This window comes from Sphingobacterium sp. WM, from assembly GCF_029542465.1.
GTDB classification, from domain to species: Bacteria; Bacteroidota; Bacteroidia; order Sphingobacteriales; family Sphingobacteriaceae; genus Sphingobacterium; species Sphingobacterium cellulitidis.
Genome location: NZ_CP120709.1, coordinates 457,138 through 471,527 on the forward strand (window position 1 = coordinate 457,138; position 14,390 = coordinate 471,527).

Sequence of the window (14,390 nt, forward strand, 5' to 3'; positions counted from 1 at the left end):
GCCTACCAATTGTCCGTTCTGAATGGGGAAACCGGTAATCCCGTTGAATTGAATAAGTTCGGCATCGCGATTTCCGTAAACCCAAATCTTACCGCAACTGGGTTTTTAACCTCCGCCGATTCTACAATTAATTTATCTCCTTTAATTTTTCCCTTCGCTGGTTTGAATTCCTTATTAGCTCCGGCAATAAATAAATCTGTAATTTCTCCCTTCGAGGTTAACTTACCCTCCAGATTATTAAAACTGATCTCAATCGCATTGCCTTTAATTTCTTGAGATTTATAAATCGGCGATTTATAATCCTTGAGTGGCTTGTTGTAAATTTCAGCAAATGCCAGATCAGCTAGACGTTTTGCCACTGCCTTCTTTTGGATAGGATGGATATCCTGTATATTATCTACAAGGTCTGTAATCACAACCATTCCAGTTTTTGGTAGTTCCATCGCTGTTTTCGCTTGTTGCTCTCTCAGGTATGCAGCCAAAGGTTCTTTGTTGTTATACTGAAAAGGGGCAATCTGAACAAAGTAAAAAGGAAAATCCTGATTCCAAGCTGATCGCCAAGAGGTAATCATCGTCTTCATCAGTTTATCGTATCCATCCCAGGTACCCACATTACTTTCGCCCTGATACCAAAATGCGGCTGTCAGATTATATCCTGCAAATGGATGTACCATTGCATTCCATAATACGCCACTATTGTGCGGACGCCAATCATTGGCGCCTTGAATTTTTGCTCGTTGTAATAAAAACGGATCATTCTCTATTAAATAGCTTGGGGTCCATACTTCTGCTGCTGTGCCGCCCCAGCTTGAATTGATAATCCCTACGGGGATATTTTCTTCTCTATTGATATCTTTACCGATAAAATAACCAATGGCTGAAAAGGGCTGTAAGGACTCCGCACTCAAGGTTGCCCATTTATTGGAAATTTGATCCTGTGGAGTGTAAGAACCATTTCTGCTAATATGTAATAAGCGTATATTAGGGTTTTTCGCATTCGGCATCTCATCAATGATTTCCTTTAAATTCTGAGCGGCTCCCCATTCCATATTGGATTGCCCTGAACATAGAAAAACATCGCCTAATAAAATATCAGATAAGGTTATGGTCTCTTGATTGGCAATAACTTTTAATTCGTAAGGACCACCAGCTTTTCCTTCTGGGAGTTTGGTTCGCCATTGACCATCACCGTTGGTCTTTGCAATAACGGTATCCTGAAACCAGGAACCAATGATTTTTACATTACTGCTGGCCGGTGCCAATCCCCAAAAATTTATTTCAGTTTCACGTTGTAATACCATATGGTCTGAAAAGAAATTGGGAATTCGTAATTGAGCAAGAACTTCTTGATGTAAGGCAAAAACCGCCAATAGGGAAACAATTAAGGTTTTCTTGAGATTCATGTGAGTTTAGTTAGGTTTATTGTTATCTAAATTTAATAAAAAAATCTCATTCTTCTCTAATATCCAATTAGCAGAAAAATTCAATAGGTGATTGGTTCAAATTCTGCAATCCCTCGGATATCCTTCGGGGTTAATCCGGACCTTGGCCGAAAAAATTCGAGCAAGATCCGGCTTTTGTCCGAAGGAGGTCCGAAGAAGGTCCGGGAAAACTCAAAATTAGAACCCAATATGAACCGTATTATTATCCTATTTAAATCCCACTGAAATTGTCGGTTTAATCAAAAATGGAGTATAAAAAAAGAGCGAGGGAAATCTACCTCGCTCTTTAAATTTTATTTTTTGGAATCTACTACTTCACCATTTTTAGGAAAGTAGAGACTTTTTCTTTCAATTGTCTTCTGTCAACGATAAAGTCTAAGAAACCATGTTCCAATACGAATTCAGAAGTTTGGAATCCTTTAGGAAGGTCTTTCTTGATTGTTTCTTTGATTACACGTGGACCAGCAAAACCGATTAAAGCACCTGGTTCTGCAATATTGATATCACCAAGCATAGCATAGGATGCGGTTACACCACCTGTAGTTGGGTCAGTCAATAAACAGATATAAGGTAATTTTGCTTGTGCCAATAAGGCTAATTTAGCGGATGTTTTCGCCATTTGCATCAATGAGAATGCAGCTTCCATCATACGGGCACCCCCGGATTTGGAGATTAACATAAACGGTAATTTATGTTCGATACAATAATCAATCGATCTTGAAATCTTCTCACCGACCACAGAACCCATAGAACCTCCGATAAAGGAGAAATCCATACAAGCAACAACCAAATCTTGGCCATTTACTTTACCAACGGCAGATCTTAATGCATCATTAAGGCCTGTTTTTGCTTGGCTATCTAATAATCTGTCCTTGTAAGGTTTCGTGTCCACAAAGTTTAATGGATCACCAGCTTTTAGGTTCGGGAATAATTCAGTGAATTCGTTGTTATCAAATAATATGGAGAAATAAGCAGTTGAACCAATACGGATATGGTAGTCACAATAATGACAAACATACTTGTTTTCAACTTGTTCCACATTCAAAAGAGGTTTTTTACAATTTGGACATTTATTCCACATCCCATCTGGTGCCTCTTTTTTGTTTTCTGTTGCAGTATGTATACCTGCTTTATTTCTTTTAAACCAACTCATAGACTCATGTTAATTCGGTTTACAAATAAACGAAAAATATCTAATATGTGTATTTAGAAAACGAAATGATGGAAATTAAGGTGAGAATAGGTCAATAAAAAATGGGTAAGCTACCTCTATCGCACCGCTCAACCAAATACCCTTGCTTTGTTCCCAACCTGGGGGAGTCAATGGGAGCTGGTCGTAGAGGACTTACCCACGGCAAAATTAACAAAAAATTAATCTTTCCGAAAAGAAAATTGCATTCTCGCTGTATTCGGCTGAGGTTCAACCCGAAAATTACATTTTGTCCCTTTGATATTCCCCCCGAAGTGCGAAATATCCAAATACCCCAAGCCCAATCGAGATGATCGGCGTCAGGATAAATAGGATGATAATTCCAAAAACGACATCTTCTTGTTTTCCGGAAATAATTTTTGGCAAACCAAATTTGGCTATGCAGAAATATGCCGCAAGTAGCGCTAAGGCAATCCAAACTATTCCTAATATTTTCTTTATGCTTTCCATTTTAATTCAAATCTTTTGCTACCATGTTCTTGTTAATATAAAATGCTCCAATCACAAAACAGACCGCTGAAATAATGATCGGATACCATAAACCCTCCAAATAAAAGGTCGGATCGGCGGCTCCCTTTGCATTGGTCGCCAGGTAGGTTGACACCGCAGGCAATAGACCCCCGAAAATTCCATTTCCAATATGGTAAGGTAGTGACATGGAAGTGTATCTGATCTTCACAGGGAATATTTCCACTAAAAAGGCTGCAATCGGGCCATAAACTAAAGTGATATATATTATCTGAATGAAAATTAAGGAAATCAATTTTACATAGTTCCCTCCAGATAAATACATGCTGTTTTTCACAGTGGTCTTTACATTTTCAATTTGATTAGCACCTGCAGATTCACTGTGTTTGATGTGTTCTTCCTTACTATAGGATCCATCTGAATAATATCTGGTAATTGTTTTTATTTCATTTTCATTTTCAGGACTCAGCTCAGTAATGGTTTCTGTTCGTTTTTCAGCCAATTCTTGTTTCAAGCTCGTATCCGTAATCTGATACATGGCTTGATAGATTGGCCGATAGGTGAGGACAGCAAGGAGCATTCCTGTTAACATTACCCATTTTCGGCCCACCTTATCGGAGAGCCGCCCAAACACCACGAAAAATGGAGTTCCAAAAAGAAGGGCTATCCCTAGAATCATATCAGCCTGATCAGAGTCCAGAAACATCACTGTCTTCATAAAACTCATGGAGTAAAACTGACCGGTATACCAAACGACACCTTGACCCATCGCGGCACCAAACAAGGCCAACAAAACAAATTTCAGGTTGTATTTATTGCCAAAACTTTCTTTTAAAGGGTTTGTAGATGTTTTTCCTTCTGCTTTAGCTTTCTTGAATTCTGGAGATTCATCCATATTTTTACGAATCAAGTAGGATACGTAGACCATTAATATGGAAAGTAAAAATGGAACCCGCCAGCCCCAATGGTCAAATTGTGCTTCAGTAAGAATGAACTTGGTCAACAAGATAACCACCAGAGAAATAAATAAACCAAAGGTAGCTGTGGTTTGGATCCAGGAAGTCCAATAACCCCTTTCGCCATTTGGGGCATGCTCGGCAACATAAGTTGCCGCACCACCATACTCACCACCAAGGGCTAATCCTTGTAGTAATCTTAATATGAGGACTATCAATGGCGCCAGGAAACCAATGCTTTCATAACTCGGAATACAACCGATTAGAAAGGTTGCACCACCCATCAGCATCAGGGTTACCATAAAGGTGTATTTACGACCGATTAAATCACCTAATCTTCCGAAGAAAAGAGCTCCAAATGGTCGTACTACAAATCCAGCAGCAAAGGTAGCTAGTGTGGACAGAAAAGCTGCCGTTGGATTGTCTGAAGGGAAAAATTTGGTGGAAATGACGATGGATAGACTTCCGAAAATAAAGAAGTCATACCATTCGATCAGAGTGCCTAGGGAAGAGGCCCCAATGACCTTCCAAATTCCTTTTTTACTAGTTTGTTCTTGCATATAAGTGTTTAGGTTTAAGGTAGTTTATATATTTTTCCCGGTAATGCCTGAATGATTCCATTCATTTCCATTTCCAGTAAAATCATAGCTAGTTTACTTTGTGGCAAATCACAATAAGCCGCAATTTCATCAATTGCAGACTCTTTGCAGTCTTTAAGATAATCAAAAACTCTTTGTTCTTCCATGGACAATTCAAAAATTAATGGAAGTTGTGGGTTGTGATTATTCCCATTCGGTTGGTCATCCCATTGCATCAGCTGCTTGAGGTCCTTGGCATTGCGTATCAAGTGGGCTTTATGATTTCGGATCAACTCATTGCATCCAGCGGAATAGAACAGGTCCACTGAGCCTGGAAATGCGCATACATCTCGGTTATAGCTATTGGCGATATCAGCCGTAATCAAAGCACCACCCTTTGTTGCCGCTTCCACCACGATCGTTACATCCGCAAGGCCAGCAACGATGCGATTACGCATTGGGAATGTGGTTTGTCAGCAATAGTTCCAGAGGGATATTCACTAATCAAACATCCCTGAGAGCTGATTTTTTCAGCAATCTCCCGATGGTCAAAAGGATATACTCGATCCAAACCATGGGCTAACACAGCTGCGGTTTCCAATCCTTCATCAAGGGCAGTTTTATGGGCAATAATATCAATGCCATAAGCAAGACCACTAACCACCAGGATGTCCAACTCCTTTAACTCATGAATCAATTCTTCGGTTAGTCTACGGCCATAGGAGGTCGCATTTCGAGTTCCGACAATGCTTACGGTTTTTTGCTTATTTAATTGACATGAACCCTTTTTATAAATAATTAGGGGAGCATCCTCACAGTGCTTTAATCGAGAGGGATAATCTACATCTTCGAACCATAATACTTCAATCTGATTCTCGGTAATAAATTGATATTCTGCTTCTGCTTCTTTTAAATAGGACTTTGAGATTAATTGATTAATAGAATTTTTATGAATACCAGGAATCAAGGCTAATTCCTTCTTTGGACATCTGAATATTTCTTCCAAGCTCCCACAATAAGCCAATAACAATCGACTTGTTTTAGGACCTATACCTTTAATCTTGGTTAAGGCAATTTTTTCTATTGCATTCATTTTGGTTAGCTTAGGACTAAAGATAATCAATCGAATTCCTTCTGCAAAATCAATAAAGTTTAATTGATTACCTTTGTAAAAAAAGAAATACCATGGAATTGCAAGAACCTTTTGATATAGAAGTTGGCGACATAACTTATTCGGTTTTCCCTGATGAAAAGGATACCTACACTGTTTTTAAAGATGGGAAAGAATATGTTCAGATCATTAAAGACACCGAAACATCATGGTTAAAATTGAATCCTGAAACTGGATTACCCTTGTTTGGAATGGACGAGGAAATTAATCTGATTGGGGCAGAGATTAATAAAAATTTGTAACGTAGGGAAAGATATAAGGGCGTATGCACTACGCCCGTTTACTACATTGGTATGTACATGACATATTTTGTTTCAAAGAAATCTTCTTTGAAATAATGAGGGATCGGGTGCAATTCGGCTTTTACTCTAGCTTCTTTGATCTCTTCTTTTAAATCACCGCCCTTTAGATAAAGGATTCCATTAGGAATACTGTTTTTATCTTGTTTTTCGATTTTGTTTCTTACCCAAGGAATAAAATCGCCCAGGCGTGTAACAGCTCTTGATACCACAAAATCATACTTGTAATCCAATTGTTCGGCACGAATATGGTCGGCTTCGACATTCTTTAGTCCAAGACCTGCTGCCACTTCACGCACAACCTTAATTTTCTTTCCAATAGAATCTACCAAATGGAACTGAACCTCCGGAAAAAGAATCGCTAAAGGAATTCCGGGGAACCCACCACCTGTACCTACATCCAGGATGCGCGTTTTTGGAGCAAATTCTCCGACGAATTTACCAATTGCCAAGGAATGCAAAACATGCTTCAGGTATAGGCTTTCAATATCTTTTCTGGAAATAACATTGATTTGGTCATTCCATAAGGGATATAGTTCTTCCAGTTTGGCAAATTGTTCTTTTTGCGTTTCAGTAAGTTTTGGAAAGTAATTATAAATAATGTCGACTGTAGGATTCACGATGTAATAAATTAAGGGTTTTTATTTCCAGGAAACCTGTTTTTTGGAACGGTTAAAGAGTCCATTAAAACAGATATAAAAATAATAATATAGATCTAATATCGGCAACCAAATTAATAGGTCGCTGACTGCTAGTTTTTTGTAGATAGGGTTAAAGATCAAGAATTGGCAGATCAATCGGATTAGATAAGCCGCCAATGCGATGTACCAATAGCTTGGGCTGACTGCCACTGCAACAATGATCGCTAGGTAAAACAAGAGGGCAGTGACCAATTGAATTCCCAACATACTTTGATGCCTACCTTTGTATAAGGTTGATGCGCCTGAATGTCTAGCTTTCTGTTTGTAATATGACTTCCACGTTCTTTTTGGATCAGAATATACAAAAGCATCTGGGTGGATATTGATTTCCACATTCCGTCTATTCGCATTGGCATTGACAAAAAGGTCATCATCACCAGATTTGATATGCATATGTTCAGTAAAGCCCCGCGCCTTAAAGAACAAGTCTTTCTGATAAGCTAAATTTCGACCAACGCCCATATAAGCATCCTTTTTTAAAGCATAGGATAAATAGCTCATGGCTGTATGGCTTGTTTCAAAACGGATAAGACGGTTTAAGAAACCCGGGAATTTGAAATAAGGAGAATACCCTAATACTATTTCCTTGTTTTCAAGAAATGAGCCTGCCATTTCCTTTAGCCAAAGCCTGCTATTAGGTTGACAATCCGCATCGGTCATCAAGAGGTAAGGATGTTGTGCCCCTTTGATTCCCATTGTTAAAGCGAATTTCTTGCTATGCTTTAATTGAATATGCTCTTTAATTTCAACTACCTTCAGATGCGCATATTTTTCGGTAAAATCCTTTAATACCCATTTGGTATCATCTCCAGAGCAATCATTGACAACAATTACTTCGAAATTGGAATAATCCTGTTCCAATATTGCTGGGAGGTAGGTTTTAAGGTTTTCCTGCTCATTATGAGCGCAGATAATTATGGATACAGGTCTATCATTAGCGGTATCTTGATGAGATTTGACCTTATGGAGCGCTAATTTTCCATAGACAAATAGAATAAAATACAACTGAAAGATCAAAAAGAGAGCTAGAACTCCATAGGGAATCAGCGAAATATCCAATTGTGTAAAGATCTGAGCGTTCATAAAATTAGGTTCAAAGATACAGGTTATCGGTTAAATAGTTTGTGAATTGTTAAGAAATTCGAATTAAAGGGCTGATATGTTAATCGCAAGGAATTTTATAGTATTTTTGCGGTCGATTAAGGAATACTATGAATTTTACGCTTCAAGCACAAGATAAATTTTCAAGAGCACGAGCTGGGGAGATTGAAACCGCCCACGGGAAAATCCAAACGCCCATTTTTATGCCAGTTGGAACAGCAGGAACAGTGAAAGCTGTCCATCAGCATGAATTGGTGAATGATATCCAGGCACAGATTATTTTAGGGAATACCTACCATTTATATCTTAGACCAGGATTGGATGTCTTAAATAAGGCGGGAGGATTACATAAATTTATTAATTGGGATCGTCCTATTCTAACAGATTCGGGAGGTTACCAAGTTTATTCCCTAACAGAAGTTCGTAAAATCAAAGAAGAAGGAGTAACCTTCAGGTCCCATATTGATGGTTCGAAGCATTTGTTTACCCCCGAGAATGTAATGGATACCCAACGCATTATCGGTGCAGATATCATTATGGCCTTTGATGAATGTACTCCCTATCCGTGTGATTATCGCTATGCGAGAAGATCCATGGAAATGACACACCGTTGGTTAAAGCGTTGTTGTGATCGTTTTGATAGTACAGATCCATTATATGGTTATGATCAAACCTTGTTTCCTATTGTTCAAGGTTCTGTATACAAGGATTTAAGAGAGAAATCGGCTGAAACTATTGCCTCTTTCAATCGTGAAGGAAATGCCATTGGCGGTCTTTCTGTCGGAGAACCTGCTGAGGAGATGTATGCAATGACCGAAGTGGTGACGAATATTTTGCCACATGACAAGCCTAGGTATCTGATGGGAGTAGGAACTCCAGTGAATCTTTTGGAGAATATTGCCTTAGGAATCGATATGTTCGATTGTGTAATGCCTACGCGCAATGCGAGAAACGGGATGTTATTCACCCAAAATGGTATTATCAACATCAAGAATGAAAAGTGGAAGGATGATTTCAGTCCTATTGAGGCTGAATCTGATTTGTTGGTGGATCAAATCCATAGCAAAGCATACTTGAGACATTTGATTAGATCTCAAGAAATTTTAGGTGCACAAATCGCTTCATTACATAATTTACATTTTTATCTTTGGTTAGTGAATCAGGCTAGGGAAAAAATTATAGATGGCACTTTCTATGATTGGAAAAACAAGATGGTTCCAGTATTAGGTCAACGATTATAATAAATAAGAGAAGCATGTTTAAGATCATCGATCGATATATCATGAAAAAGTACTTAAGTACTTTTGTATTCACAGTTGCGATTTTCTGTGTCGTGATTGTGATTTTCGATATATCCGAGAAAATTGATGATTTCAATAAGTATGGTGCTACCATGACGCAGGTGTTTTTTGAATACTATGCGTTGGGGAGTTTGCCATTCTTTATCAACATGCTGACCCCATTATTTAATTTCATTGCTGTAATTTTCTTTACCTCGAAGATGGCCGATCAAACGGAGATTGTACCAATCTTAAGTGGAGGGATGAGTTTTAATAGGTTGTTAAGGCCTTATATGATTTGTGCGGCATTGATTTTTGGAATGACCTTATTATCCAACGTTTACATTATCCCCTTTACCAATAAGGTGAAGGTGAATTTTGAAAACGTTTATGTGAAACCGAATAAAGTAAGTACCACTTCCTCGTCGATTCACATGCAAGTGGATTCCAATACTTATGTGTATATGGGTTCTTTCGACACCAAATCTAAAGTAGGTTACAACTTCAGTCTTGAGAAGTTTGACGGAGACAAGATGATGGAGAAGCTGATGGCTGAGCGAGTAACCTGGGATTCTGTTGCTCGAAAATGGAGTTTACATACCTATACCACTCGTGAGATCAAGGGATTGAAAGAGGAAATGTTGAGTGGGGAGAAGAAAGATACCACCTTGGATATGCGTCCGCAGGATTTCGAATCCTATGAGGATGTTTTCACCACGATGGATCAGCATGAGCTTAATGAGCGGATCAGTAAGGAAGAAGTTCGCGGAACAGGGATGATGAATGAACTGTTGCTCGAAAAATACAAACGAATTATTAACCCGTTTTCGGCTTTTATTTTGACTTTGATTGGGGTTTCCTTGTCGTCGAAGAAAGTCCGTGGGGGGATTGGCTTGAGTTTAGGTTTAGGGATCGGCTTAAGCTGTATTTATATTGTACTTGAGCGATTTTCAAGTATGTTCTCTATTAAGGGAGGTTTGGATCCTTTGATTTCGGTATTAATTCCCAATGTCATCTTCTTGATATTGAGTTTTTACTTATTGAAAAAGGCGCCGAAGTAAGCATATCAAACCATGTCACAATTGACTATCAACCGCAATACATTGATATTGCATTTCACCGTATTAATTTGGGGATTTACGGGAGTATTAGGGGAATTAATTACTGTTTCCGCCCTTCATTTGGTGTGGTATCGGGTTTTAATCGCCGCAGTTTCACTTGTTATCTATTATTTCTTTAAACGCAAATCTTTATTGGTTTCCAAGGGTCAATTGATGCAATATTTAGGTGTTGGATTGATTGTTGGATTGCACTGGGTTTTGTTCTTTCACGCCATCAAAGTGTCCACAGTTTCGGTGACTCTGGTGACTTTATCCTCCGTAACGCTGTTTACTGCGATATTGGAACCAATCATCAACCGAAAGCGTATTTCCATTGCGGATGTTGTGGTCGGATTGGTAATTATATTTGGGATTTATCTCATCTTTAAATTTGAATTTAAATACTTCTGGGGGATCGTATTTGGCTTATCCTGTGCGTTTTGCGCCAGCATATTTTCCATTTTAAATTCGCGGATGGTGAAAAAAGGAAGCCCAACGACAATTACCTTGTATGAGATGATTGGAGCATGGATTGGGGTTTCCGTTGTGATGTTATTTACTGGAGATTTTGATGAGCAGATGATTCTTAGTCAGTCGGATCTTTTATACCTATTATTGTTGGGGGTGGTCTGTACAGCAATAGCTTACGTATTGGGAGTTGCGGTTATGCGGGAGCTTTCTGCTTTTACAGTGGCCCTGACTACGAATATGGAACCTGTTTATGGAATTATCCTGGCATTGCTCATTTTTGGACAAAAAGAAGCCATGAGTACAGGTTTTTATTTTGGTGCAGTGATCGTTTTAACGGCTGTATTTATTTATCCTTACCTAAAGACAAAAATCAAAATTTAATTTTTTGTTGATATTGGCTTTATCCTAAAGTTACAATTAGTTGCTTATGCAAACGTTTGTTCAATTTATGCAAACGATTTCGTTCTATGGATAAGGGTTAATTTTTTACTTAAACTTTTACTTTCAGAAACTAAATTGTGATATCACAGAAGAGGTATTGCTAAATATTTAATTAAGTAAAGTTTATGAAAAAGAGATTTTCAAGACCATTTTTTCCATTGAAAAGATCTCATTTAGTTGCAGGAGCCGTTATTATTGGGTTAAGTTTACCGGGTAGTTCTTCTGTTGCGAATGAGTTAAACAGGGATGAAGTGGAGAGCTATTCTTCACAGCAAGAAGTCAAAGGAAAGGTGACTTCAGGGGGAGTGGTTTTGCCAGGGGTAACAGTGACTGTTAAGGAAGATCCTAGCAAATCTACTTCAACGAATGCTTCAGGAGAGTTTAGCATTGCGGCCGAAAATGGTCAGACCTTAGTTTTTACGGCTATTGGTCATGAGAAAAAAGAGGTTGCCATTACAGGAACTACTGTGAATGTGGAGCTAAATTCTAGTGAGGAGAATATTGACGAAGTCGTTGTGACAGGATATTCTACTCAAAAGAAGGGTGATATCAGTGCTTCAATTGTATCCTTGGATCAAAAGAAACTGAAAGATACCAAGTCTCCGAATGTTTCCAATCTATTACAAGGAAAGGTAGCTGGGGTTGATGTTGTTGGTACAGGTCGACCTGGTCAACAAGCGAACGTGAAGATTAGAGGTCGTAGCTCTCTTTCATCAGGGACCAACCCATTATGGGTTGTTGATGGTGTTATTACACATGGGGTAGCCAATATTAATCCAAATGATATTGAGAGTATTTCGGTGTTAAAAGATGCTGCTGCAACGACACAATATGGTTCCCGCGGGACAAACGGGGTAATCGTTGTGACTACAAAACGAGCTTTACGAGAAGGAGAAGGAACTTTTTCAGTTAACCTTTCTTCGGGTATCAGTAAATTTAATTTTGGGAATTTTGATTTGATGAATTCTCAAGAGCTTTGGGACTATTATCAAACTTTCCCTAATCAAGACGATATTGATGATAATGTCAGCAAGGATGTCTTGAATAATGATTACAATTGGTTGAAAAACGGAACTCAAAATGCTCCTGTCAATGATTTTTCAGCTAGTTATATGGGTAAAACAGACAAAACTTCTGTTTTTGCCAGTGCCAATTATTATGGTGAAAAGGGTTCAATCAAGGGATATGATTTTGAAAGATTAACAGGTCGCTTCAATGTAGAGCATAAGCTGACTGATCGTTTGACGTTCAAGCCTAAATTAAATGCTGCTTATACGACCTATACGGATAAACAGCATTCCCTATACAATATGATGTTCTATTTGCCATGGGATAATCCATATAATACCGATGGAACTATCAAAAATCCGCAGGCTCCAGATGCTACGGTAGCTTGGTTTGGTCGTGACCATACCAACTATTTGTATGACCTGCAGTATAACTATGGGAAAGGGCAGACTTTGGATATGCAAGGGAATTTTGATTTCTCCTACAGGATATCAGATCGATTCACATTCGAATCCATGAATAACCTAACTTATTATAATCAAACTGCAATGAGATATGCAGACCCTAACTCCAATGAAGGACGCGGTAATAAGGGAACTATATATCAATTTTCAGATAAACGTATTACAAGGTTCTTCAACCAAATGTTGAAGTATAATGAAACTTTCGGAAAGCATACGGTTTCTGGTTTTGCGGCTTATGAGTATTCAGATTATGTTTATTCCAGTCAAAATGCGACAGGAAAAGGGATTGCACCAGGATCTGAGATTTTAGGAAATGCGGCTAGTGTATTGGATTTTGGAGGTACAAAGAACGATTATTCCTTTCAATCAGGAATCTTGCAGGGTACCTATGGATATGATAACCGTTATAATGTGATGGCCTCCTTCCGTGTGGATGGTTCTTCCAGATTTGGTAGGGAACAACAGTATGGAGCGTTTTATTCAGTGAGTGGTGCTTGGAATATTAATAATGAAGCCTTCTTCAATGTTCCATCAATCAACTTATTACGTTTGAAAGCTTCTTATGGGGGTGTAGGAAACGTGCCGGTTGATTATTATTCTTCATTTGCTACCTATGGACTTAATGCGCAATATAATGGAGAACCAGCTGCAATTCAGAAAAATTTCCAAAATGCACATGTAAGCTGGGAGAAATCCTACGATGCGAACTTAGGTTTAGAATTAGGAATGTTCAATAGATTAAACCTATCTGTTGATTTATATAATAAAAACACAAGTGGTTTACTTTACTTCGTTGACTTTCCATCCACAGCTGGTTGGGACGGATATTGGTTGAATATTGGTGGATTGAGAAACCGTGGGGTTGAAGTTGCCTTGAGTGGTTCTGTATTTAGTCCGGGAAATCCATTTCAATGGGATTTAGGGGTAAATATTGCACATAACAATAACCGCATTACTTCCTTGAAAGACGATCAAGATATTCCAAAAGGAAATATGAGATTTTCAGTAGGACATGATGTTGATTCATGGTACATGCGTAAATGGGTTGGGGTAAATCCTGAGAATGGGGCTCCATTATGGGAATCCGTGAATGAGGAAACCGGAGAGGTGTCAACTACTTCAGTTTACAATGATGCTACATTACAATTTGTGGGAGCTGCCACACCTAAGTTTCAAGGAGGATTTAACTCGGCAATGACCTACAAAGGGTTTAATTTGAATGCTAATTTTGCTTATCAAAATGGAGGAATTACTTATAATGCTGCCAGAGAGTTGTTTGATTCAGATGGAGCTTATGCATCCTATAATCAGATGATCTTAAAAGATGGTTGGTCAAGATGGTCTCCAGAAAATCCTAATGCTACACATCCTAAAGCAGAATATAATAATACGAGTCTTTCAAACAAGACCTCTTCAAGATACTTAGAAAGCACCAATTTCTTGAGATTAAGAAATGTGACCTTGGGTTATACCTTTTCAGAGAGTCTAGTTAATAAATTAAAATTAAAAGGATTGAATGTTTATGTTTCAGGAGATAACCTATGGACATCGACTAAGTTCTCTGGATTGGATCCCGAGGCTGCAATCTTAGGAAATGATAACGCTGTAGATAAAGCAGGGGGCGGTGATGCCACTTCTCAATATCCAGCACCAAAACGCTTGGTTTTTGGGCTTAATCTAACATTTTAAAAGAAAGAACG

General features: G+C 38.5%; 12 protein-coding genes, 1 other RNA gene and 1 pseudogene. 5 read left to right on the top strand and 9 right to left on the bottom strand.

What is annotated here, in order from left to right:
- Positions 1–2 precede the first annotated feature (2 nt).
- The 7 genes and pseudogenes from PZ892_RS02020 to dprA form a co-directional block, all read right to left on the bottom strand.
- On the bottom strand, positions 3–1,403 hold the full coding sequence (locus tag PZ892_RS02020; RefSeq protein ID WP_229678231.1) for a sialate O-acetylesterase: 1,401 nt from the start codon (positions 1,401–1,403) through the stop codon (positions 3–5).
- A 349-nt stretch (positions 1,404–1,752) separates the two neighbouring features.
- A complete protein-coding gene (accD, locus tag PZ892_RS02025) occupies positions 1,753–2,595 on the bottom strand; it encodes an acetyl-CoA carboxylase, carboxyltransferase subunit beta (RefSeq protein ID WP_094255578.1) in 843 nt (280 codons plus the stop codon).
- Positions 2,596–2,695: 100 nt separating this feature from the next.
- Positions 2,696–2,793, bottom strand: an RNA gene (ffs, locus tag PZ892_RS02030) — signal recognition particle sRNA small type.
- Positions 2,794–2,874: 81 nt separating this feature from the next.
- The gene (locus PZ892_RS02035; RefSeq protein ID WP_094255577.1) at positions 2,875–3,102 is read right to left on the bottom strand and encodes a DUF6814 family protein; all 228 of its coding nucleotides are present in this window, start codon (positions 3,100–3,102) and stop codon (positions 2,875–2,877) included.
- 1 nt (position 3,103) lies between these two features.
- A complete protein-coding gene (locus tag PZ892_RS02040; RefSeq protein WP_182497991.1) occupies positions 3,104–4,636 on the bottom strand; it encodes an MFS transporter in 1,533 nt (510 codons plus the stop codon).
- A 14-nt stretch (positions 4,637–4,650) separates the two neighbouring features.
- Complete coding sequence (locus tag PZ892_RS18295; RefSeq protein ID WP_317167580.1) at positions 4,651–4,890, bottom strand: hypothetical protein; 240 nt, start codon at positions 4,888–4,890, stop codon at positions 4,651–4,653.
- A gap of 90 nt (positions 4,891–4,980) precedes the next feature.
- Positions 4,981–5,747 (bottom strand): annotated as a pseudogene (gene dprA / locus PZ892_RS02050) (DNA-processing protein DprA); the annotation flags it as partial.
- 92 nt (positions 5,748–5,839) lie between these two features.
- Here dprA and PZ892_RS02055 point away from each other — a divergent pair.
- Entirely contained in the window at positions 5,840–6,067 is a 228-nt protein-coding gene (locus PZ892_RS02055) for a hypothetical protein (RefSeq protein WP_182497992.1), read from the top strand.
- Positions 6,068–6,108: 41 nt separating this feature from the next.
- Here PZ892_RS02055 and rsmG read toward each other — a convergent pair whose 3' ends face one another.
- Positions 6,109–6,744, bottom strand: a complete 636-nt coding sequence (gene rsmG, locus PZ892_RS02060) for a 16S rRNA (guanine(527)-N(7))-methyltransferase RsmG (protein ID WP_094280278.1) — start codon at positions 6,742–6,744, stop codon at positions 6,109–6,111.
- Between the two features lie 21 nt (positions 6,745–6,765).
- Positions 6,766–7,908 (bottom strand): glycosyltransferase, encoded by a 1,143-nt coding sequence (locus PZ892_RS02065; protein WP_182497993.1) that lies wholly within the window; start codon positions 7,906–7,908, stop codon positions 6,766–6,768.
- A gap of 128 nt (positions 7,909–8,036) precedes the next feature.
- Here PZ892_RS02065 and tgt point away from each other — a divergent pair, with 128 nt between their 5' ends.
- The 4 genes from tgt to PZ892_RS02085 all read left to right on the top strand — a co-directional run bounded on the left by tgt (position 8,037) and on the right by PZ892_RS02085 (position 14,379).
- Positions 8,037–9,167, top strand: a complete 1,131-nt coding sequence (gene tgt, locus PZ892_RS02070) for a tRNA guanosine(34) transglycosylase Tgt (RefSeq protein ID WP_094255568.1) — start codon at positions 8,037–8,039, stop codon at positions 9,165–9,167.
- A gap of 14 nt (positions 9,168–9,181) precedes the next feature.
- On the top strand, positions 9,182–10,267 hold the full coding sequence (locus tag PZ892_RS02075) for an LptF/LptG family permease (RefSeq protein ID WP_094255567.1): 1,086 nt from the start codon (positions 9,182–9,184) through the stop codon (positions 10,265–10,267).
- 12 nt (positions 10,268–10,279) lie between these two features.
- Positions 10,280–11,158: an EamA family transporter gene (locus tag PZ892_RS02080; RefSeq protein WP_182497994.1), complete on the top strand. Its 879-nt coding sequence runs from the start codon at positions 10,280–10,282 to the stop codon at positions 11,156–11,158.
- Between the two features lie 185 nt (positions 11,159–11,343).
- Positions 11,344–14,379 (top strand): SusC/RagA family TonB-linked outer membrane protein, encoded by a 3,036-nt coding sequence (locus tag PZ892_RS02085; protein ID WP_182497995.1) that lies wholly within the window; start codon positions 11,344–11,346, stop codon positions 14,377–14,379.
- Positions 14,380–14,390: the final 11 nt, after the last annotated feature.